The sequence below is a fragment of the Shewanella violacea DSS12 genome, from assembly GCF_000091325.1.
In the GTDB taxonomy this organism is placed as follows: Bacteria; Pseudomonadota; Gammaproteobacteria; order Enterobacterales; family Shewanellaceae; genus Shewanella; species Shewanella violacea.
In genome coordinates this window covers 4,692,960-4,715,295 of the sequence record NC_014012.1, presented here as the reverse complement: position 1 = coordinate 4,715,295, position 22,336 = coordinate 4,692,960, and the positions used below count along the sequence as shown (strand labels likewise).

Sequence of the window (22,336 nt, the reverse complement as noted above, 5' to 3'; positions counted from 1 at the left end):
TATCTTAAATGGGATCAGCAGGTTAACGTTAACTGTATATGCTTACCTGTTAGTCATGATTTTATATTGCCCCAGCCACTAAGTCGGCGGGAATGTTAAGGCAGTGATATATCTAATCACTTTCTCAAGGAATGCTTTCTTTCATAATCACGGATGTACTGATGAACAAGAATAACCTTACGCCTAGTGCGCTACTACTGACGCTTGTGACTAGCCTAGTGCTGACGGCCTGTAATGATAATGACAACAATGATCCTCAGGCTAAAGTTGTCGCCCAAATCGGTCTCAGACCCTTGTTTCTGGTAAACCAGATGCAAGATAGCCAACTCAAGACACAGCTGGAGCAATGCGCCAGCGACAATTTCTATCGCAGTGACTTCTCCATCGGTCATAGAGGCGCACCTATGCAGTTCCCTGAGCACACCAGAGAATCCTACCAGGCGGCCATCGACTCGGGCGCAGGTATAGTGGAGTGCGACGTCACCTTCACCTCAGACAAGGCTTTGGTTTGTCGCCACTCCCAGTGTGATCTGGCGACCACTACCAATATATTGGCCATGCCTGAACTTGCCAGCCAGTGCACTAGCCCTTTCAGTCCAGCCGACCCTCTCAATGGTGTAACAGCTAGCGCAACATGCTGCACCAGTGATATTACCTTAGCCGAATTTAAGACCTTAAGGGGCAAGATGGATGGTGCCAATCCTAATGCCACCAGTGTCGAAGAGTATATGGCCGGTACAGCCAATTGGCGAACAGATCTCTATTCCGGCAAAGGTACCCTGATGACCCACGCCGAGAGTATTCAGCTGTTCGATAAGGCTGGAATTAAAATGACTCCTGAGCTCAAAGAGGCCAGTGTGCAGATGCCCTTCGATGGTTTTAGTCAGCAAGACTATGCCCAGAAGATGCTCGACGAATACACGGCTGCTGGTATCGACCCTGCTCGTGTTTACCCTCAGTCTTTCCATCTCGAAGATATAACCTATTGGTTAGCCAACGCCCCTGCGTTTGCGACTCAAGCTGTGTTTCTCGATGATAGATACGATGATGCTGGCTTCGATCCACTGAGCGAGACCAGCTGGGTCCCCTCGATGACGGATTTGAAGGATCAAGGCGTGGAAATTATCGCTCCGCCTCTGTGGGTGTTGGTCACTCTGGATAACGAAGGCACACTGGTTCCTTCTGCATATGCAAATGCCGCCAACGATGCTGGACTGAAGATCATCGCCTGGTCATTGGAGCGCTCCGGCCTGCTGAGCCAAGGTGGTGGTTGGTACTATCAAAGTATCTCTGATGCCATCGACAACGAAGGCGATGTGTTTGAGCTACTGGATGTATTGGCTAAAGATATCGGCGTGATGGGTGTGTTTTCTGATTGGCCATCAACCGTGACTTACTATGCCAACTGTACTGGCAGATAAGAGTAACAAGTAGCAAACGGAGCTGGCTAAGGTCACTAGCCCTAAGGTGATGTAGAGCAATGCGGCTAACAGCAGATATTTGAATACGATGGGGTCAGGCTAGAAGCTGTTTCAGCCGCTCATTAGCTTATGGCTGGGGTATTCGGATATGAAGAACACAAGCTACAAAAAAGCCCTGAGCATATATGTTCAGGGCGTTATCTTGTTTATTTTAGATGGATTGGTATGACTAGGTCCTAAAACCTAGTTGCCTTCCATAGCTGCGATAAACTTATTGGATTCAGCGATAGACTTGTTCATCTCTTGGATTAAACCAGAGATATCGGTCTGCAGGCTGGAAAATTCACCCTTCATGGCTCCGATCGCCTGGGCATTCAAGTTATGCTTCAGGTAGAGCATGTTGTCTTTCATTGCGGTGAGTACTGGTGCCATCTTGCTTTCGGCGCGCTTCATAGTACGAACTAACTGTTTATATGAACCTTGAGTCTCACGCAGCTTGCTCTCACTACTACGGCGTAGGCTAGCCTTACTTATTTCGCCTATTTCGGTTTGCCATTCATCGAATAGAGCATCGGCTACATCTTCTACCTTTTCGATACGATTGCTGACATCATCGGCAGCTTTCTGAGAGGATTCATATTCATCTTTGGCCTTATTATAGGCTGTCTCCAGATCGCCACCATCATGGTTAAGCAGGGCCTGCATCTCTTCCAGCGCCGAGCTAAATTGCTTCTGAGCCTCTTGTTGAGACTCTCTGGCATCTTCTACCCGGTCGACCATGATATCACGCTTGTGATAACCGACTTTCTCCATGGCACCATAATAGGCACTCTGACAGCCCGTCAAGAGTAAGCTGGTGGCCAGGATGGCAATTGATATGTGTCTCTTCATTTTTTGGATTTTCCTTGTCCATAGCTGGGAACAGAATTTGATCTATTTAATAAGTTAATTGGCTTTGAATTTTGCGGCATCTATGACACACCAAACATGGACAATAAAGCCAATAATAGGAGGAATTATCAATACCCAGAAGAAATAACCAGTGTAAATGACGATGCAGAATATAAGCGCTGAAAAAATTCGTCCTTGAACTAATTGACCTAGGCCTGCAATAAAGAAGCTTGCGATAGCGGCAATCACGTTACCTGCCGATCCTTGTTGCGACATCTATTTACTCCTTATACTTGTATATCTTAGGTTATAAGCTTTATTGTACGAATATACGGATTCAATACCAACCCTCAAATCAACACAATCAAGAGATCGCAGTGATAAATAAGATAGATGGAACACATTTTCGTACCTTGGGGCTAAGTATTTGGCACTTTATGGTACATCTAAAACAGAGATTAGCAGAAGACCAGATCAATATTCGTGCGGGGCATCTGGCCTATGTCACCCTATTGTCATTGGTGCCTATGGTGGCAGTGACCATGTCTATGCTGTCAGCCTTTCCGGTATTTAGTGAGATCAGGGGCCAGATAGAAAGCTTTATCTATGAAAATTTTCTGCCTTCTGCCGGTGACAGTGTTCAGGTTTATATCAATGAATTTGTCGATAATGCTTCCAAGGGGACTGCTGTGGGTATAGCGGCACTGATGGTAGTGGCCATCATGCTGATATCTAACATAGATAAGTCTATCAATAGTATTTGGCGCACCACGGAGAAGCGCTCCATGGTGGTGTCATTTTCCATGTATTGGATGGTGTTAACTCTTGGCCCTGTATTGATGGGGGCAAGCCTAGTGGCAACTTCTTACGTGGTATCACTAAAGGTATTCAATGGCGCCGATCTCACGGGAGTAGTGCCTCTGCTGGTGGAGCGCTTACCTATGTTTTTCTCGGTCGCCACCTTCTTACTTATTTATATGGTTGTGCCTAATACTAAGGTTAAATTTTTTCATGCCTTGTTAGGGGCCATTGCTGCGGCGCTATTATTCGAGTTTGGTAAGAAAGGCTTCGCCTTCTATTTGACTCAATTTCCGAGTTACGAGGCCATATATGGTGCCTTGGCAACGATTCCTATCTTGTTCATGTGGGTATACCTCTCCTGGATGATCGTCTTGATCGGCGCCGAAATAACGGCTGCCTTGCCAGAATATCTGGATAAGAAATTACCAAGCTTTCCTGAGACGTCATCTGAAACTGCATCCGCTAAAGATGTGGCAGCAACTAATATTTCTTACACTAGTCACAGCTTAGAAGTGGAGCCTGAACAGAAGGCCGAACAAAAAGTTACCGCTAACCTAGCTGAGGTATCGACAGAGAAAGTGACCAAGCTATGACCTACTTACCCACATTTATTCGCCGGGATTGGCTAGATGTGGGTGATGGGCACCAGCTTCATCTGGCGCAATACGGTGATCCTGATGGGGTCCCAATACTATATCTTCATGGTGGACCCGGTGCGGGTTGTATGGGGGGCGAATTAGCCCTGTTTGGCGATAACTGTCGTGTGTTGATGTTAGACCAGCGGGGTTCAGGGCGTTCTAAGCCTCTGGGGGAGATTAATAGTAATAATCTATTGGCCTTGCTTAAAGATCTGGAAAAAGTTCGACTCTGGCTCGATATTCCGGCTTGGTGCTTAGTCGGCGGGTCTTTTGGCGCCACTTTAGGCATGCTCTATAGTGGCCTGTATCCTGAAAAAGTGCTGTCTCAGGTATATTGGGGCCTGTTCATTCCTAGTGAGGATGGCACAAATTGGCTGTATTCCCATAAAGGGGCTGCCAAGCTGTTCGCTGATGAGTATTTAGCTTTTACTGCTCTTGCGCCTTTCTGTTCCAGTGTCGAACAGTTATTCACAACCTTTCGACTGGGATTTAAACATAAGGATGCCGATACTCGTCATCATTATATTTGTGCTTGGTTAGCTTGGGAGTCGGTGCTTGCTATGCCAGCATCTCAGAGGTCTAACAGAGACGCCGCCGTCAGTAGAAGTTTAGCCGAAATAGAACTCCACTATGCCAGTCATCAATATTTTGGGGCTTATTCATTAATGCGAGAAATATCAGCTCGGATTCAGGCTCCAACCCTTATATTACAGGGGGAGATGGATTGGGTCTGCCCCACTCAGTTAGTTGAAAATTTCTTAATTGAGTTTGGCTGTGACAGCATAAATTATTCAGTGATTAAAAGTGGGTATCATGGATTAGCCGATGATAAGATGTTTCAAGAAGTCGTCTATGCACTACGGAAAATGGCAGATAACATTAAGGAAATATAGATAAATGAAAAAATTTATTATCGCAGGCTTAGCCATCACATTGAGTGCCTGCGCGGCAACGGATAGTAGCGATGGGGCTGCGACTGCAGCTGTTGTGGCGCCAGAGAGTGTAACCTTAGGCGGCATGACAAATGAACAAGCGACTAAAACCTTATTCGAAGCCTTAGTTCATAAGAATTATCTGGCGACTATGGCGGGTCCAAATAGGATTGCCCTGCAGTTTGATGATAACCAGTTTTTGCTGCAACCAAGCATTAATCCCAATGGCGTAGATCGCATCATGATGAACCGTTTCTATGCGGTTCATCCCAAACTTATAGGCAGTAGAGAACTGCTTATCATAATCGGCACACTCAACCATAAGCTGAATTTCGCCAAGTTCACGCTCAGAGACAAGGGTGCAGTGATTCAGGTGCAAGGCGCTGCGACCTTCGTTAACACCATAGAGATGGAAGAGATCAGAAAATTCATGTTGTGGACTGACGAAGGTCTACGTCAGGTTGCCCATTCGCTGCCAAAAGACTCAGAGCTGCTTATAAAGCCTATCCCGGTAATGCAGTAATATCAGTCTTTGTGATCCACTTAATTTCCTAGTTCCTAGTTCCTAGAATCTAGGAACTTCTTATCAATAAGAGTAAATTGAAACGTGATAGCCCTTATACAGCGAGTTAAACAGGCCAAGGTCGATGTCGATGGCGAAACTATCGGTGCAATCGATAAAGGTTTATTGGTACTGCTTGGCGTTGAGCGTGAAGATGACACGGCTAAAATGGAAAGGTTAGCCACTAAGGTGATGAGTTATCGTGTCTTTTCAGATGAAAATGGCAAGATGAACCTAAATCTTCAGCAGGCGGGAGGCTCCTTGCTGGTGGTCTCGCAGTTTACACTGGCGGCCGATACTGGACGTGGCTTGAGGCCTAGTTTCTCTGGGGCCGCTACGCCGGATCTGGCAAGAGTGTTATATGAAGAGTTTATCGCATTCTGTCAGTCTAAAGGGGTGACAACCCAGTCCGGCGAGTTTGCTGCAGATATGCAGGTGAGCCTAGTTAATGATGGGCCTGTTACCTTCAATCTCACTGTATAGACTAAGCCTTGTCCGCGAATTTAGATAAATTTGCTGAACCGCAAGACTCAGATAAGCTGGAAAATATAGACAAACTCTTGTCGGCTTGGGAGGCGATTTAATCCTAGCCGATGCCAAGTAGAGACGGCACCTAAGGGGCAGTAAGCCTGATCTGGGCAAGCTAAGCTAACCCAGAGCTCTCTTTTTATTTCAGCCAGCCAGTCACACTAAATCTTTGTTTATGATTCTCCACCACTTCATGCTCGATGAGATGGCTTTTGAAGATAACGGTTTTACCAAAAATAGGCTCGACTTGGATAACTTCATCGTCGAGATGTAGCTTTAGCTCACCACCATCTCCTTGTTGCCAAGTGTCATTTAGATAAGTGATAAAAGAAAACTTACGATTAGAGTCATTCTTGAAGCGATCTATGTGTTTCTGGTAGAAAGTGCCTTGCTCATAACAGGCGTAATGAAATTCGAAGTCAGAAATTCCAGTGAAGCAGGCTCGATTCAGATAGCTATAGAAGGCATGTACAGCTTGATAGTAATCCTGTTCGCAGGAGACCTTGGAATCTTTGTCAATCCATGAGATTTTATCCGATCGAATAAGATCATTGACTGAGCTGTTGGCACCATTGCCGATTTCGGCTCGTTTTAACTCATTCTCGGTGTGCTTTTTGAGAAGCTCAGTTTTCAATTCGAATAATATCTCAGGCTCGATCAGGCCATCAACCACCACATAATCCTTGTCAGCTAATTCATCTATGATGTTTTCGTAAGTTGAAATTGGAGTCATAATTTCTCTTCTAAAATAAATAGGTTATTCATAGGTACGAATAACCTCAGCCCATAACTTAGTTAAAATATATAGGCCAAATCCCAGGTATACGCTTATGGCTAAGCCCTAGCTAACAGGTATTTTACCTTAAAACATGTACTTTTTTCTATGATGCATATCCTAAGCTGGATACTTATATCATTTGCTATTAGTCGTGATTCTGTCTCTTGCCCAAGATCCCATGTGGTGATTGCTGCTATTTTTTAGGCTGATTGGATGAGTGTCATCCGCTTTATTGTTTTTATGGTTAGATTTACTGGCTTGATAGAATCGAGATATGAAGTTTAAACCGTCTATGGTAAGCCCTTAATTTTAGGCTGGCGGGATTAATTTTATCCGTCTTATTATTGTTATGGTTAGATTTACTGGCTTGATAGAATCGAGATATGAAGTTTAAACCGTCTATGGTAAGCCCTTAATTTTAGGCTGGCGGGATTAATTTTATCCGTCTTATTATTGTTATGGTTAGATTTACTGGCTTGATAGAATCGAGAGGTGAAATCTAAAGCGTATGGGCCTAGGTAATGGAGAAGGGATCCTATCGCAGCATAATTAGCACAGGCGCCATGAGGCGCCTGTAGCTTTTAGAGTTAATGCTTATATTTAAAGCAGATGCTGATATCTAGTCGTTATTCCAGCGTTTAAAAATCAGTGAGGTGTTGATGCCACCGAAGGCGAAATTGTTACTCATCACATGATCTGTGTCTATATGGCGAATGTCATCTCGGATGTAATCTAACTCGCCGCAAGCGGGATCTATCTCGGTCAAATTTAGTGTTGGTGCGAACCAGCCTGCATTCATCATCTCTATGCTGACCCAAGCTTCTAGTGCACCGCAGGCACCTAAGGTGTGTCCCGTGTAGCTTTTGAGAGATGAGATTGGCATGTTAGGACCAAACACTGAGCTGGTAGCTTGAGTCTCGGCGATATCGCCTCTATCTGTCGCAGTACCATGGGCGCTGACGTAGCCGATGGCATCGGGAGCCAGTTGGGCATCTTTCAGTGCATGCCTGATGGCGATTTCCATGGTGGTCGCATTGGGCTGAGTCACATGCAGGCCATCTGAGTTAGTGCCAAAGCCGACGATTTCGGCATAGATCTTAGCGCCCCTAGATTGAGCATGCTCCAGCTCTTCGAGCACTAAGGTACAAGCTCCTTCACCGATAACCAGGCCATCACGATTCTTATCGAAGGGGCTAGGGCTCAACTCAGGTGAATCATTCTTGGTGCTGGTGGCAAATAGAGTATCGAAGACGACGGCTTCGGTGGCGCATAACTCCTCGCCGCCGCCGGCAAGCATCAGGTCTTGCTGACCATATTTTATCGCTTCATAGGCATAACCTATTCCCTGACTGCCCGAGGTACAGGCGCTGCTGGTGGTGTGCACCCGGCCCTTGAGACCGAAGAAAACTCCCACGTTGACGGCAGTCGTGTGGGCCATCATGCGAATATAGCTGGTGGCGGTGATGCCCGACATGTCGCCATGCTTGAGCATGTCGCCGAAGGCTATGATGGGATCTGTACTGCCTGTCGATGAGCCGTAGGCTATGCCCATAGCTCCGGAACTGACAACCGGGTCATCGAGTAGGTTTGCATCTATAAGGGCGAGTTCACTGGCTCTGGTTGCCATTAAAGAGACGCGTCCCATGGAGCGTACCTTTTTACGCGAGTAGTGTGCTGGTTTCTCGAAGTCTGTCACCGGAGCCGCTAGGCGGGTGTTGAGACCATCATATCTGTCCCATTCATCGAAGCGAACCACGCAGTTTTTCTGAGCTTTTAAATTTCTGGCGATAGTCGGCCAATCTTGGCCTAGGCTGGATATACCCCCTATGCCTGTGATCACTACACGTCTGGACATTAGATCATGCCTCCGTTGACCGAGATAACTTGCCTGGTGATGTAAGCTGCATCTTCAGACATCAAAAACTTGGCTAAACCGGCGACTTCAGCAGGCTTACCCATGCGTCGCATCGGCACGATATCTTTGATCATATCTTTGGGGAAATCAGCTACCATATCTGTCTCGATAAGCCCTGGAGCTATGCAGTTTACGGTGATCTTACGTTTAGCTAACTCAAGAGATAGGGCCTTAGTAGCGCCTATTATGCCGGCTTTAGAGGCGCTGTAATTTACCTGACCTCTGTTACCTGCGATACCGGATACCGATGCCATAGTGATGATGCGACCACCTTGGCGAGTCTGGATCATCGGCATTATGGTGGGATGAATCACATTGTAGAAACCATCTAAGTTGGTATGTACTACCTTGTCCCATTCATTTTCTGTCATGGCGGGAAATGCAGTATCGCAATTAATCCCCGCATTGAGTATCACGCCATAATAGGCGCCATGGTGCTCGATATCGGCTGTGATGGCGGCTTTGACTTGCTCGCGATGGGCGATATCAAACTGCAGGTAAGAAACTGAGACACCCAGTGCAATAAGCTCGCGCTTAGTCTGCTCGGCTGCTTCGACATTACTGTGAAAGTGCAGGGCGATATCAAATCCGGCTTCTGCCAACTGTAAGGCTATGGCTTTTCCTATGCCGCGGCTCGAACCTGTGATCAGTACTCTTTTGTTTTTGTTGTTCATTTATTTTCTTCCTGCTTGCTCTCAGATATGTAGGTTTCAATATCCTGAGGCTGAAATACATTCACATTCGCTGTCGCGACTAGAGTTTGTCCATGGAATATCTGGCAATCGAATACCGCCAGCCCAGATTCCTCTTGGTAGAGTCTGGTGACCCGAGTCTGATAACTCTCTCCCAGCTGGTACTTGGGTATGTGCATCTGCAGCTTACGAGTGCCAAGCAAGAAACCGACGCGGATAATATCACCACGGGATTTAGCTTCCACACCTGCGAGGGCGGCAATGCTCTGAGCCATATACTCGATACCAACGTAATTCGGTACGCCCTCGAGCTCGGCATCGAAATAGGGACTGAGTTCGCTGATATCTACCTGGGTCAAGAGGCTGTCGGTTTCATAGCTGATGAGGCGATCGATCAAGATCATAGGATCTCTATGGGGGATCACATCTGCAATCGCCATCTGAGATAGTATTTGGGGTGACATCTGTTTCGGACTCATTATTTATCTTTCCCTCGCGGGTTTCTGGCGAGTATGAGGCTGGCGTTACTTCCGCCGAAGGCGAAGGAGTTGCTCATCAAAAAGTTAACTTCAGCACTTTGGCCTTGGCTAACTAAGGGAAGTGGCGGATCTTGGGGATCTTGAACCTCATCCCATATCTGTGGCGGCAAGGTTTGTCGGCTACTTTCCTGGCTCAGTAGCAGGTAACAAAATGCTGCCTCTATAGCGCCGGCGGCACCTAAGGTATGGCCTGTGATTGGCTTGGTGGAGCTACAGGGCGGAGGCGCTGAGCCGAAGACCTGCTTAATTGCTCTGCTTTCCATGGCATCATTTTTCTTGGTCGCCGTGCCATGTAGGTTGATGTAATCGATATCTGCAGCAGTAAGACCTGCGTCTTCTAGTGCCGACTGAATAGCCGCTATGGCGCCGCGGCCTTCAGGATGCGGTGCCGAGATATGGTGGGCGTCACTGGACTCACCAATACCCGCTAAGATCACACTGTGGGTATCGTCAGCGGTTAGCCTTTCCAGTGTAAATAGTGCGGCGCCTTCACCTATGTTGATGCCATCCCGGTTAGCACTGAAGGGGTTACACTGACCCTTGGAGACAGATTCCAGCGAGCTAAAACCGTTAAGGGTCAGCTTGCAAAGGCTGTCGCCGCCACCGACGATCACCAGATCGCAAAGATCTGCATGGAGTAGGCGTCTGGCACTGGCGAAGACCTTGGCGCTAGATGAACAAGCGGTAGATACTGTGTAACAAGGCCCGGAAATATTGAAGTAGTGGCGTAAAAAGTCACTAGTGTTACCTAGCTCTTGCTGGGAATACAGGTATTGTTCTGGAAAGGCCCCGGTTTGGGATCTTATCTTCAGGGCATCTTCACCTGCTCCGATCCCAGATGTACTGGTGCCTATGACAACAGCTACTCTTTGAGGGCCCCAGTCTGCTATTGCCTGGACCACTCTAGGAGCAATTTGCTCTGCAGCACACAGGAGTAGCCGATTGTTGCGGCAGTCAAACCTGGCCAGATGCTCGGGTATCACAGGCAAGTCGAAGCTTACTTCTCCCACTAAGGTTGCGGCATCTGGGATGATATCGGTTCGAGTCTTCATCGAGCCTGTATCTCCCTTTGAAAGCCGAGATAGTAAGGTTTCAGCAGTCTTGCCCAAAGGGGTGCACAAGCCTAAGTGTGAGATGGCTATTTTAGTCATAGTCTCTATTTTTCTTAACTTTTTGATAATGGGGGCTATGGAAAATACTGGGCTTTAAATTGGCGTTAGTGTTAACTCAAATTTAGCTTGGGGTATCTTCAGCTCTATCTCTGCCTGCCATGGATTATCATGACTGTACGCGATATTCACAATACTTTCATTCTGCGTGCCTGTATTTATATTGCTCGTCTGCTCGATAGCATATATTTTTCGACACTTAGACGCACCACAATCACTTGAGCTTAGTTTAGCTCCCTGTAAATGAGCATTTACAGTCTCTTCGGGCCAATATATCAACTGAATAAGAGCCAGTAGATACTCAGCTTTGAACTCATTTCCCAATAAAGCACTCTGCTCACTGGTGAGCGTGCTGCCGTCATAGGTTAAGGTAAACAGTGCCTGACCCAAGGGGGCCAGTCCGACTAAGGTGAGCTTATTGGCGCCAATCTCGACTTGTGTCATCAGCTCATGTTGAGAAGAGTCGACTCTGATACCGGCTTTTTGGGTCGCCGAGCGTATCCAGCTCTGATTAGTTTCGTCTAAGGGAATTGGAGCCAAACAATAATTCACCTCTTTGGCCAGTGCTACACAAGTTTGTCGCTGAAAAGTCTGACTGCAGGCGGACAAGATTAATACCAAGGAGCTAATGGCACTCAGGGCTATTACGTTGTTAAGCTTGCGTTTTAGTCTAATAAGTAAGCTGAATGAAATCATGGACACCCCCTTATCTGCATAATTCGACAATCATGTTTAAGCGGCGCTCTGAGTCACTCACGAAGGGGTTGGTCTCATCCCAAGCGTAGCCGGCTAAGATAGAGCAGATCATCTGCTTGATCTTATTATCGGGAGCCTCGAAAAATATGATCTCCTGGAAACGGCCATCATACCAAGCCTCGACATAGGTTCTAAAGGTATCGACGCCACGCATCAGTGGCTTAGCGTATTCGCTATCCCAGTCTAACTTTTCTCCATTGAGCTGTCTGACGACACATTTAGCCGCCATTGAGGCTGATTGCATCGCGATAGTTACCCCAGAAGAAAAAACGGGGTCGAGAAACTCTCCGGCATTGCCTAGTAAGGCAAATTTGTCGGTGGCAAGGGTGGTGACATTAGCTGAATATCCCTTGAGTAGTGAGCATTCCCTTACCACTTTAGCATTGGCTAACAGCCTGTGTAAGTTGGGCTCCTGTTTTACCATATCCATGAGTACCGTCTGCAGATCTGCTTCGGCATCTCCCAAGAGATGTGGCTCGGCCACTACGCCTAATGAACATCTACTGTCACTCAAGGGGATCAACCAGTACCAAATATCTTTATTTTCAGGGTGAACACTGATCAAGATTTTCTGCCGATCGAAATGGACATTTTCCTGAACTCTGGGATCAATATTATCCTCAATATGGGTAAACACGGCAGTGCGGCTCGGTAGGCAAGATGGCTTCTCTAGATCCAGTAATCTAGGTAGCACTCGACCAAACCCACTGGCATCGAGAAGGTATTTAGCCTGAATACAATAGTCTTCTCCCTCCCGGTTTCTTATGGTTAGTATCGGCTCTTGACTCAGATCTATGGCTTGCACCGATTCACCGAAACGTATCTCTACCCCTTGGGACTCGGCCGTATCTGCCAGCAGCTTGTCGAAACTTGCACGCTCGACCTGAAACGTGGTGCCCGGGCCGCTGGAAAATTTATCGGTGAAATCGAAGTTGGTATACTTGCCCTTAGAACTGAAGGCGGCACCATTCTTAAATTGAAAACCTGCCTTGTTAACGGCCTCGAGCATGTTGGCCTCTTCGATGACTCTCATGCAGGCTGGTAATAGACTTTCACCGATAGAGAAGCGAGGAAAATCTTGCTTCTCTATGACTATGACTCGCTTTCCTTGCTGGTGGAGTAAGCTGGCGGCAATGCTACCCGATGGACCGGCACCGATAATAGCAACGTCGTAACTTGCTTGTATGCCTGAGGTTGAATTGGGTGCTTGCATCACTTAAAAGTCCTTGTGAAAGTGTTAATAAAAGGGGAGAGCATAAAGGTGAAAACTATGCCTATCAGTAGGGTTAAGCCAAAAAAGTGTATTGCCGGTGTACTGCTAAAAGCCAGTAAGCCAAATGCCAGTATGGTAGAGCTAGCCGACATAAATACGGCCAGCATGACGCCTCTACTCTCTTGTTTAGATTCGGCGAAAAACAAACTGTAATCTACGCCAATACCGAATACTAAGATCAGCGCCAGAGAATGGAATAGGGTTAGCGAGGAGCCCATTATTCCGAGTGTGGCTAAGGTGAAAATGGCCGAAAGTGCCGGTACGGCAACCACCAGACAGGCTAATTTCATAGTGAAACGGCTGGAAAAAATCAGTGTCGCAGCCAGCATGGCCACTGCTAGCAGGATCAAGGTTAACTGACGATACTTGCCCATGACCTTAGAGATATCGCCGACCTTATCGACCAGCTGCACATGAGGAACATCTGCGAACAAGTGACTGAGTTTATCTATATCTGAGATCCCGCCGAGTAAGACTATGGCACCAAATTCATCTTGATCCGCTGACGGTGCGATCCACAAGGGGGCAAAGAGTTTTCCAGCTTGGGAATCCAGCAAGGTTCTGGCATCGATATAATGCCCCTTGGCTGCCAGATACGCCAGTTTAAGCTTAGGTGCCAGCTCATCATCCAGACCTAGCTTGTCTATGATATGGCTTAGATTCTGCTGATAAATTTCACCTTGAAGGCGATAGTTTTTATCTTGCCTGTCATGGCTAGGGAGATACTTGCTCAGGCTGAATGAGTTACCAATTAGCTGTTGATTAAGTGCATTGTTTAGTCTTGGGGCCAGATCTTCTAAATGCTGTAACAAAGCTTGCTCGCTGTTGCCCCTGACTAACAGAAATTGATTATCTGTGCCGCCACTGAGCAGAGTTCTCAATGCGTTCTCTTGTGTTGTTACCTCAGGAGGGCTCTGCTGTAGGTTGCGGATATCATCATCACTTGTCAGTCTCAGTATGCCAAAACTTGATACAGATAAGCAGATGATAAGGATTAAACTCAAGCCTTTAGGCGGGATTTTTACCAAGAGAGTGTCGATCTTTTGTAGATATCTGTCTGCTAATTTGAGTTGCTTGTGGCCCTTGGGCAAGGTGCCAGATGCCAATAGTGGATAGGCAAGTACTAAGGTGATATAGGCTGACATGAGTCCAGCAGCACAGAAAACAGCGACCTGTTGCATGCCGGGAAATGGTGCAAAACCTATACTTGAGTAAGCTAAGACACTGGTGATAAGGGCCAGAGTGATCGCGGGAAATATGTGTTGGATAATTTGGGCCGCACTGGCATCAGGCTTATTCAAGCGCTCACAATAGAAGTGAAAACTATAGTCGATGGCTATGCCTATCAAGCTGGTGCCGAAGACGAGTGTCAGCAGATGAAGCTCGGAAAATACCCAGGTAGTCATGACTACGGCGACTAACATGCTAGTGGAGATGGTCAGTAAGGCTATGGTCAGAGGCATCAGGGAGCGAAATGCCAGCCAGACCAATAGGCATACGCCTATGAGTGAGGCTAGCCCTAAGCTGGTGACTTCACGCTTAGCTAGCTGAGTTGCGGCGGCTGCATGGAAAAGTGCGCCAGCTCTGAGTATCTCTATATCCGTATCTTGTCGCGCTAATTGCTCGAATGCCTGAGTGAGTACCGCTATCTGCTGCTCTTGCACCTTAGGGTTGAAGGCGCTGCCGACGCCTTTAGCCATGACTATGGCTGCCACTTTTCCCTTCGAATCTGCTACTGGCAGTCTGGCAAGCAAAATACCTTGATGTACTTCCAATGCTTGCTTGGGAGCTAAAGCTTGCAGGTTTTGCGGGTAGAGTAGCAAGGGATCATTGGCTAACAGGCCGCTGGTTGCGTAGCTAAATGCGTTATAGAGTTGCTGCTGAGCTTGCTCTATCAGGCTATCTAGCTTGCCGCTCGCAAGTGTTTGGGCCTGAGCTGGGGTTAACAGGCTAAACCTATGGGGGAAATAATAGTTATTGAGCGACTCGGCTTGATTGATGTCGGCGCTCTTTATATCGACAAAGATGCCTTTACCTTGTTCATTGAGCTGTGCCATCACCTGTTGTGCAGCTTGGATAGCTTGTGTCTGGTTATCGGCGATAAAACCAAGGTAGATGGAGTTTGATAGCTGTTCTTCTACCCGGGACAGGGCGATATCTGTGAGGGGATCTTCTTCAACATTTGGCAACATGGCCAAGATATCACTCTGAACCCTAGCGCCACCTTGCCAGAGTGAGCAGCCGATAATCACTATGAGGGACATCATGGTGAGCCAGATAAAGAATTTTAATTTTGCCGAATATTGGCTCAGTAGGGTGGCGAGCTTATCGATCATGATGCTTGCTTAGGTTTAAGTTCAGGCTCAGTGATGGCTTGAGAAGGCTTGCCTTGTTCCTGAAGGAAATCAGGAGAGAGTAATTCTAAATCTGCTTCTGCCAAGGGAGCATTGTTGATCTCTTCGAACTCAATTCTACTGGTGTCCCCATTAGCGCTAACGAGTGTAAGCGCCGAGACCTGGTAGCTACCTTCTAATATCATCTTTGGGATGGCTTTTAGCATCAAGGGATCTTTGGGGATCAAGCCAAGTGTCCAAGGTGCTTGTGGATCTGCTGCCAGCAAGTAAAAGCTAAAGTGCTCATCTAAGGTCTGCAGTTCCCCGCCGAGTAAGGCTTTGAATAAGATGGGTAAGGTCTGCGCTAGGGCACCGGCCCCTGGATTACCGCTGGTTTGAGAGACTTGTTGTCTACCCGAGCTATCGATTTGAATTAATACATCATCCTTGAGTATCAAGGTAGATTTGAAGGGGGTCTCTTGACTCCATACCAGACCAAGTTGGGCATCGAATATAAAGATCCCCTTACTAATCAAGGGTTTTTTAAGCACCTTGAGACTACGGAATTGAGTAAACTTTCCCTTGGCATGTTGGCTTAATTCGAGTCTCTTGCTGAGCTTCTCTAGCTGTTGATTGTTTACTTTAGATTGAAATAGAGCCGTAAACTTGGCAGTTTGTCCACTATTAGCAGATATTTCACTAGTGTTAGCCTGAACTGAGCTGCTGGCCATAAGTGTGAGTAATAAGGCCGATAGCAATAATAACCCAAGGTAAAACCTGCTTCGTGAGCTGAAATTAATGTCAATCATCGGCCGTCCCCTCAGTACTTTTTGTTTTGATGCTTGCAGTTTCAGCGCTGTCGGTATCAAGACTGGGGATGAACTTGGCTAATTTCTGCCTGAATATTGGCGGGGTCACGAAGCAAAGCTCATTGTTATTATCTACGGCGGCTTGGATGGTATAGCCTTTAGTGAGGCGTTTATTGCTGGCTAGATCTCTGACTTGGTAATTGATCTTCATGCGATTTTCCCATTCTACCAAGGAAGCTATCACCTTCACTTTCTGATCGAAGGTGCTAGGTTGCACGTATTTTATCCGTAGATCTACGATAGGCCAGGAATAACCCGAGGCCAGCATTTCACGATAGCCATATCCGAACAGGTCCAGCAGCTGACATCTGGCCATCTCGAAATAACGCAGATAGTTACCATGCCAGGTGATCCCCATAGAGTCGACATCATGAAAGGGGATCAAGATCTCCAGCTCTGTGGTTAAGATGGACTTGTTGGAGCTTGAGATCATGAACAGACTTCCCACTCACCGGCCTGGATCTTGTCTACTGTTTGCCTAAGCACAGACTCTAGTGGTCTGTCTTCGGTTAACAGTTCAAAATCTGCCTTGACCTGATCCAATGTTTTCGCCAAGGAAGGGGTGAGTGAAGACTGGCACAATTCATCCTGTGAAATACGTAAGTTGATCCCTTGAGTCATAGCCAGTAATGCCGCAGCAGCCACCTGCTCGGTCAGCTGTAATACCCGCATGCAATCTCGTGCCGCTATAGTACCCATGCTTACCTTGTCCTGATTGTGGCATTCGGTAGAGCGGGAAAAAACACTGGCTGGCATGGTGTTTTTCAGGGCTTCGGCGGTCCAGGCGGATGCACCTATTTGCACGGCCTTGAAGCCATGATTGATGGAGCGTCTGGCTCCGGTAGCCGCCGATAAATTCGGGGGAAGACCGTTGTTGAACTTAGGATCCATGACCAGAGCCAATTGACGATCCATAAGATCGGCGATGTTGGCAACTGTGTTCTTCATCGAGTCCATAACGAAGGCGATATGGCCGCCGTAGAAGTGACCACCATGAAGTATGTGCTCGCCTTCGGCATCGACAATGGGGTTGTCGTTAGCACTGTTAAGCTCGGTCTCGATAAACTGACGCATGAAGGGTAATGCATCTTGCATCACACCTATAATATGCGGGGCGCAGCGAATGGAATATCTGTCCTGAAGCCTGTCTGAATTGCGCGGATGCTCATGGTGATTGAGATCGGTACGGATCCAGGCCGCTATCTGGTTTTGACCCGGATGCGGTTTAGCGGCAAATAAAATATCGTCGAAGTGGTTCGAGTTACCCTTAAGGGTGAGGGAAGCCATGGCAGTGAGACGACTAGCCAGACGACATAGGTACTGGCCCCTGTCAAAGGCCAGACAGGCGAGTGCAGTCATGACGGCAGTGCCGTTCATCAAGGCTAGGCCCTCTTTGGGACGTAGCTTCAATGGCGTGATGTTGAGCTTGGCATAGACATCGGCAGTTGGCTGGCGTACGCCTTGATAGATCACGTCACGCTCACCCACAAGCACGGCGGCAAGGTAAGATAAGGGGGTGAGATCGCCACTGGCACCGACAGAGCCTTCTTCGGGGATCACTGGAATAATATTTAAGTTGAGTAGTGTCTCAATACGCTGTAGCAGCTCATAGCTTACGCCAGACTTACCTATGGCCAGTGAACTTAGACGGCAGGCCATAACGGCTCTGGCTTGTACTGTGCTTAGGATGTCACCGAGTCCACAACCGTGGAAGCGCAAAAGATGTAGAGGCAGTTCGTGAACTAGATCGAGTCCCACTGTGACAGTACAGGAGTCACCATAGCCTGTGGTTACGCCATAGACGACGCCTTCTTCATTGAGCAAGCGGTCAATGAACAGAGCACCCTTCTGGATGTAGGTCTGATAATCACCAGTATCTTTTAATTTTGCCTTAGCGCCCTTGGCTACAGCCACAACATCTTCAAGGGTTAACGCCCTGTGACCAAATTGAACAATCATGTCCGTTGGGTTTGATTGATTATTCTGAGTCATCTATTTATCTGTCCTGTCTTTACCCTGAGAGTTGGCACGTTGAATATCATCATCGTTACGCCAAAAATCAAAAAAATTAAACCATTGCAAGGGTTCTCGCCGTGCAAAATATTCGAGTCGTGCGCTGTAGTGATTGACGGCTACTTCGAGCCTTTGCATGCGACCTTTTCTGGGGCCTTTGAGTGTATTTGAAAACGTTTCCAGATGAACCACATAGCGGCCCTGTTCCCGCAAGCAGAACATAAGGAAAACAGGACAATCGAGCAGACCGGCAAGTATAAAGGGTCCCTGGGGGAAGGGGGCCGGTTCACCCATAAAGGGGGCATATATAACCCGCCCTTGGGTGTTGGACGAGGTCCTGTCTCCAGCGATAACGACGAGTTCACCGTCTTCTATCTTCTGCTGCAGTAGCATAGAAGTGCTGGGGCCGAGTTCGGTGACCTGGATCAGGTTAACTGAACTATCTGGATTGAGCTGTTTCAGTACCCGGTTAAAGTTCTCGGCATTATCGGTTAGCACCATGACGTTCACCTTGACCTTTTTTTGGTGAACCGATATGGCACGGCATAGCTCTAAATTACCTAAGTGAGACACCAGTAAAACGGCTCCTTGACCCGCTTCGAGTTGATCCGCGAGTAGGGCTCGATTAGGAAAGTCTACCTGGCTAAGTTGAATGCGGTTGCACCAGGCATCGATGCGATCTAGGGCGGCATTGCCAAAGCCAAAGAAATGTTTGAGGCCATGCTTCCAGCCCAAGTCTCCCTGCAGTTGAGGGTGCTGGGGATCGAATGCTTTGACTCTGTTGAGAAACTCTAGGGAGGCTTTTCTCGCATTGTGCCCGGTGAGAAAGAAATACAAGATCACCGGATACATGATGGCGCGGCAAAGCCAGTGGCCACCGAATTTATAGCAGGATGCCAGCAGCTTTATGCCCCAGTAACTGCCTCGCTCACCTATGCTGGACCAGTGAGAATCTGATTCATCTCGATTGTTGCCACCGATAATTTTTCGAGGTAAGCGCTTCAGCATGCCGAAGAAGAGTCGAGTATGCATGGCTGAAATACGTAAGTTATCCCATAACCCCTGAAAATGGCTGATACCGTCTTCGGGATAGATGACACGGGTAGGCAGATGAATGACTTGTACGCCTTGCCAGTGCAAGCGGACCATGATTTCTGTATCGAAATCCATGCGTTCGCCCAAGGAACTGGTGAGGAAAAGCTGCTCGGTTATTGCCAGGGGATAGACTCGAAAACCACACATGGAGTCCTGGATATCGAAACTTAAGGTTTCAATCCATACCCAAAAATGAGTGAGGTAGCGGGCGTAGAAGCGAATCTTAGGCACTGACTCATCGTATTGAGGTAAGCCGGATATGAGTGCCTCTGGATTTTCCTCGGCCAGAGTTACCATGGCCGGAATGTCGTTTAAATCATGTTGGCCATCGGCATCTATCTGTAATGCATGGCTGTAACCGTCTCTGTAGGCCGCTCTCAATCCTGTGGTAACCGCGGCGCCCTTGCCTCGATTAAAGGGGTGATGCAACAAGGTGACCCAGGAATAACGCTGGGCCAGAGAGATCAGTAGGTGGCGAGTTGTATCATCGCTGCCATCGTTGACTAAATAGCAGGGCAGCTGAAGATGTGCCAGCTTCTCGAGGGTTTCCTCGATGGCGACAACATGGTTGTAATTGGGTATGACTAACGCAAATCCCATCAGCTGGTCTCACAAATTGGTGTTGATTCGGTCGCGAGCGTAAGACGACCCGATGCGAAGCGCTTATCGCCATCGAAGTAACGGAAAATCAGCTTGGTCTTGGGCTTATTTTCACTGATCTCCAGGGTCACTTCTGAGTCGGGTAACATCAATTGTTGAAACTTGAGTACCTCTAAGGTGGCAATATTTTTCGGGTAGCCGAAATGCTGACAACCTAAGCGAATGGCCCAATCCAATTGAGTCACGCCAGGAAGCACGGGCTGCTCGGGAAAGTGACCATTAAAGAATGGCAAGTCAGCGGCTATAAATAGGCGAAATATGATGGCATCGCCATCACACTCCTTAGATAGGATCTTAGGTAAACTGGATTTAATCATGGTCGAATAGCTCGGTTAGCTGTGCCTGAATGCGTTTACCCTGTTTATTGACGGGTAGCAGATCCGGATAGCGCCAACGTCTGGGTAAGGTCACTCGTTCAAACTGACTCAATAGCTGGGCCTTGAGCAAGTTGTTTAGTCTCAGCTTGCCTTCATTCTCGAGGCAAGCCTTGCCATGTTCAGACAGTTCGATGACGGCGCCCAGTTGAATTCTAGGCTGGTTCAAGATAACCAGGGCGGCATGACTCACCAGAGGATGGCTCTCGAGTAACGCCTCCATCTGCACCAGGGAGACACGCTTCTCTTCGATCTTGATGATGCGATCTAAGCGTCCTTCCAGTCGAAATAGCCCAGGCTCTATGAGTGTTATCTTGTCTTCACATCTCAGCCAGTGCTGGTTTTCTAAATAGGGGGACTTGACGGTGAGGGCACCATCTTTGGGATCTTGTGATATTTCAACATTGGCAAAGGCTTGCCATGGTTGATCTTGTTTCATCTGGCGTCGATAGCCGATACCACCAGTTTCAGTACTACCGAAAACTTCGATGGGCTGACGTCCATAACAATGAGCTATGCCTTGAGCGGCGTCGAAACTTAATGGACCGCCGGAACTGAAGACTAAACTGGGTGATCTTAGCTGCTTCTCCTTGTCCAGAGACTCAGGTAAGCGCGACAATTGAGCTGGGCTACTGATAAGGCACAGATTAGGAAACAGGCTAGTGTAGTAGGTCAGGGTCTCCGGATATTCGATGATATCACTTAAGAAGGGACGCCCTGCGGCTAATGGCCAGAGGATCTTGAACAACAAGCCATAGATATGTTGATGTGAAACCGTAGAGATAACGCTACATTGAGGCAAGTGCTTGGCGAACGTGTGCTCCAATACAGTCACTTCGGCGTCTAGTTGATCCAGTGATTTACGGACGGCTTTGGGCTGACCACTACTTCCTGAGGTATACAGCACCAGCTCGCCCCATTTCTCACTAGTGGGCCATTGGCTTGTAGCTGATGAGAGCTCTTTCTTGAGCATGACTAAAGCCTTACCTTCACATAGGGCCTTATCTGAGATCACTCCATCGAATTTATGGGTCAACTCACTCAAGCTGCCTGCTTGGGTATTAGCAGGTAAGATTATCTCTTTTCCGGCGAGTAGTGCGGCGCATAAGCCAACAGCAAATAGATCGCTGGAATCACAGGCTAATAACCAACGTTGACATGGCGATTGACTCAGCTGGTGATGCACACTCGCAACCTGATTGGTGAACGCACCGCCAGTGATAATATCATGATGGTTAAAACTGATAAGCTGTTGGCTCGAAGGCCCCTTGGATAACCAAGATTTGAGTAACTCTGTCATGACTTATTCAACCAAATAGTTCTATACAACCACTCGCCACCCAGTAGCGAACCGATAAGCAGATAGGCGATGAGCCCGTTATACAGTGTCCAGATCTCTAATGAGGCGTAGTGTGCAGTGTACAAAGCCACTGAGCCATTAAAAACAAACAAGCCACACCATATCTTGGTGACTTTTATCAGGTAAGGAATCGCCTCATCCGGTAATTCGGGTTCCTTCAATCTTGCTAGTCTCTCTATCATGCAAGGGCCTAACTTTAGCGAGTAAGCAAACAGCATCAGCATACTGAGGTTTATGACCACAGGATAGTAGAGTAACCAGTCATGGCGTTTAGCAATGAAACTTGCCGCCGTTAATCCTATACCTACTATGATAGGTAAGATCATGGCTTTTACTTGTTGCTTCTGAATCAATAATCTAGTGATTAAGATGCAACAAAGCACCATAGCTATGGTGCCAGTAGGCAAATAGTTGAGTCCGAAATAGACTGCCAAAGGGTATGCCAATAGCAGAATGCCTGTGACTATTTGCAAAAATAGCCGCATTACTCTTGGACGAGTCCTTCGATGGCAGAGACCACATCGTCCACGGTGCGCACGGCTTTAAACTCTTCTGGTTTGATCTTCTTGCCTGTCATCTGTTGCAGCTTGATGACGAGATCGACAGCGTCGATACTGTCCAGATCGAGTTCTTCATATAAGGAAGCTGATAGTGAGATATCCGCTTCATCGATCTCGAATTCATCGACTAAAATACGAGTTAGCGCTTGAAGGATTTGTTCACGACTTTGCATAATC

The 22,336-nt window shown here is 47.5% G+C and carries 23 protein-coding genes; 5 read left to right on the top strand and 18 right to left on the bottom strand.

Features of this window, described 5'->3' with window-relative positions; genetic code table 11:
• Nucleotides 1-161 precede the first annotated feature (161 nt).
• On the top strand, nucleotides 162-1,421 hold the full coding sequence (locus tag SVI_RS19445; protein WP_041420119.1) for a glycerophosphodiester phosphodiesterase family protein: 1,260 nt from the start codon (nucleotides 162-164) through the stop codon (nucleotides 1,419-1,421).
• Nucleotides 1,422-1,664: 243 nt separating this feature from the next.
• On the opposite strand, the gene SVI_RS19440 is transcribed toward SVI_RS19445, so the two are convergent.
• A complete protein-coding gene (locus SVI_RS19440) occupies nucleotides 1,665-2,312 on the bottom strand; it encodes a DUF2959 domain-containing protein (protein ID WP_013053377.1) in 648 nt (215 codons plus the stop codon).
• 54 nt (nucleotides 2,313-2,366) lie between these two features.
• Complete coding sequence (locus tag SVI_RS19435) at nucleotides 2,367-2,588, bottom strand: hypothetical protein (RefSeq protein WP_013053376.1); 222 nt, start codon at nucleotides 2,586-2,588, stop codon at nucleotides 2,367-2,369.
• 161 nt (nucleotides 2,589-2,749) lie between these two features.
• Here SVI_RS19435 and SVI_RS19430 point away from each other — a divergent pair, with 161 nt between their 5' ends.
• From SVI_RS19430 to dtd, 4 genes are all read left to right on the top strand, one after another.
• The gene (locus SVI_RS19430) at nucleotides 2,750-3,706 is read left to right on the top strand and encodes a virulence factor BrkB family protein (RefSeq protein ID WP_049791199.1); all 957 of its coding nucleotides are present in this window, start codon (nucleotides 2,750-2,752) and stop codon (nucleotides 3,704-3,706) included.
• Entirely contained in the window at nucleotides 3,703-4,644 is a 942-nt protein-coding gene (locus SVI_RS19425) for an alpha/beta fold hydrolase (RefSeq protein WP_013053374.1), read from the top strand. The genes SVI_RS19430 and SVI_RS19425 overlap by 4 nt, the downstream gene beginning before the upstream one ends.
• Before the next feature lie 4 nt (nucleotides 4,645-4,648).
• Nucleotides 4,649-5,206: a hypothetical protein gene (locus tag SVI_RS19420; protein ID WP_013053373.1), complete on the top strand. Its 558-nt coding sequence runs from the start codon at nucleotides 4,649-4,651 to the stop codon at nucleotides 5,204-5,206.
• Nucleotides 5,207-5,290: 84 nt separating this feature from the next.
• Nucleotides 5,291-5,728 carry a D-aminoacyl-tRNA deacylase gene (gene dtd / locus SVI_RS19415; RefSeq protein WP_013053372.1) on the top strand — a complete coding sequence of 146 codons (438 nt, stop codon included), beginning with the start codon at nucleotides 5,291-5,293 and terminating at the stop codon, nucleotides 5,726-5,728.
• A gap of 184 nt (nucleotides 5,729-5,912) precedes the next feature.
• Here the strand turns inward: dtd and SVI_RS19410 are convergent, their stop codons facing one another.
• The 16 genes from SVI_RS19410 to SVI_RS19335 all read right to left on the bottom strand — a co-directional run bounded on the left by SVI_RS19410 (nucleotide 5,913) and on the right by SVI_RS19335 (nucleotide 22,332).
• Nucleotides 5,913-6,506 carry a 2OG-Fe(II) oxygenase gene (locus tag SVI_RS19410; RefSeq protein WP_013053370.1) on the bottom strand — a complete coding sequence of 198 codons (594 nt, stop codon included), beginning with the start codon at nucleotides 6,504-6,506 and terminating at the stop codon, nucleotides 5,913-5,915.
• Nucleotides 6,507-7,170: 664 nt separating this feature from the next.
• Entirely contained in the window at nucleotides 7,171-8,406 is a 1,236-nt protein-coding gene (locus tag SVI_RS19405) for a beta-ketoacyl-ACP synthase (protein WP_013053369.1), read from the bottom strand.
• Nucleotides 8,406-9,140 carry a 3-ketoacyl-ACP reductase FabG2 gene (locus SVI_RS19400; RefSeq protein ID WP_013053368.1) on the bottom strand — a complete coding sequence of 245 codons (735 nt, stop codon included), beginning with the start codon at nucleotides 9,138-9,140 and terminating at the stop codon, nucleotides 8,406-8,408. Before SVI_RS19400 ends, SVI_RS19405 begins: the two co-directional genes overlap by 1 nt.
• Entirely contained in the window at nucleotides 9,137-9,622 is a 486-nt protein-coding gene (locus SVI_RS19395; RefSeq protein ID WP_041420483.1) for a hotdog family protein, read from the bottom strand. The genes SVI_RS19400 and SVI_RS19395 overlap by 4 nt, the downstream gene beginning before the upstream one ends.
• Nucleotides 9,623-9,636: 14 nt before the next feature.
• The gene (locus tag SVI_RS19390; RefSeq protein ID WP_013053366.1) at nucleotides 9,637-10,848 is read right to left on the bottom strand and encodes a beta-ketoacyl-[acyl-carrier-protein] synthase family protein; all 1,212 of its coding nucleotides are present in this window, start codon (nucleotides 10,846-10,848) and stop codon (nucleotides 9,637-9,639) included.
• 54 nt (nucleotides 10,849-10,902) lie between these two features.
• A complete protein-coding gene (locus tag SVI_RS19385) occupies nucleotides 10,903-11,562 on the bottom strand; it encodes a DUF3261 domain-containing protein (protein WP_041420117.1) in 660 nt (219 codons plus the stop codon).
• 10 nt (nucleotides 11,563-11,572) lie between these two features.
• The gene (locus SVI_RS19380; RefSeq protein WP_013053364.1) at nucleotides 11,573-12,835 is read right to left on the bottom strand and encodes an NAD(P)/FAD-dependent oxidoreductase; all 1,263 of its coding nucleotides are present in this window, start codon (nucleotides 12,833-12,835) and stop codon (nucleotides 11,573-11,575) included.
• Nucleotides 12,835-15,231, bottom strand: coding sequence for an MMPL family transporter (locus SVI_RS19375; protein WP_013053363.1), 2,397 nt, complete (start codon nucleotides 15,229-15,231; stop codon nucleotides 12,835-12,837). Before SVI_RS19375 ends, SVI_RS19380 begins: the two co-directional genes overlap by 1 nt.
• Complete coding sequence (locus SVI_RS19370) at nucleotides 15,228-16,037, bottom strand: outer membrane lipoprotein carrier protein LolA (protein ID WP_013053362.1); 810 nt, start codon at nucleotides 16,035-16,037, stop codon at nucleotides 15,228-15,230. The genes SVI_RS19375 and SVI_RS19370 overlap by 4 nt, the downstream gene beginning before the upstream one ends.
• Nucleotides 16,030-16,530: an acyl-CoA thioesterase gene (locus tag SVI_RS19365; RefSeq protein ID WP_013053361.1), complete on the bottom strand. Its 501-nt coding sequence runs from the start codon at nucleotides 16,528-16,530 to the stop codon at nucleotides 16,030-16,032. Before SVI_RS19365 ends, SVI_RS19370 begins: the two co-directional genes overlap by 8 nt.
• Nucleotides 16,527-18,089 (bottom strand): HAL/PAL/TAL family ammonia-lyase, encoded by a 1,563-nt coding sequence (locus SVI_RS19360; RefSeq protein WP_013053360.1) that lies wholly within the window; start codon nucleotides 18,087-18,089, stop codon nucleotides 16,527-16,529. The genes SVI_RS19365 and SVI_RS19360 overlap by 4 nt, the downstream gene beginning before the upstream one ends.
• Nucleotides 18,090-19,805 (bottom strand): glycosyltransferase family 2 protein, encoded by a 1,716-nt coding sequence (locus SVI_RS19355; RefSeq protein ID WP_013053359.1) that lies wholly within the window; start codon nucleotides 19,803-19,805, stop codon nucleotides 18,090-18,092.
• The gene (locus SVI_RS19350; protein WP_013053358.1) at nucleotides 19,805-20,182 is read right to left on the bottom strand and encodes an ApeI family dehydratase; all 378 of its coding nucleotides are present in this window, start codon (nucleotides 20,180-20,182) and stop codon (nucleotides 19,805-19,807) included. The genes SVI_RS19355 and SVI_RS19350 overlap by 1 nt, the downstream gene beginning before the upstream one ends.
• Nucleotides 20,175-21,539, bottom strand: a complete 1,365-nt coding sequence (locus tag SVI_RS19345) for an AMP-binding protein (RefSeq protein ID WP_013053357.1) — start codon at nucleotides 21,537-21,539, stop codon at nucleotides 20,175-20,177. The genes SVI_RS19350 and SVI_RS19345 overlap by 8 nt, the downstream gene beginning before the upstream one ends.
• Complete coding sequence (locus tag SVI_RS19340; RefSeq protein ID WP_013053356.1) at nucleotides 21,536-22,084, bottom strand: COG4648 family protein; 549 nt, start codon at nucleotides 22,082-22,084, stop codon at nucleotides 21,536-21,538. The genes SVI_RS19345 and SVI_RS19340 overlap by 4 nt, the downstream gene beginning before the upstream one ends.
• Entirely contained in the window at nucleotides 22,084-22,332 is a 249-nt protein-coding gene (locus SVI_RS19335) for an acyl carrier protein (RefSeq protein WP_013053355.1), read from the bottom strand. Before SVI_RS19335 ends, SVI_RS19340 begins: the two co-directional genes overlap by 1 nt.
• Nucleotides 22,333-22,336: the final 4 nt, after the last annotated feature.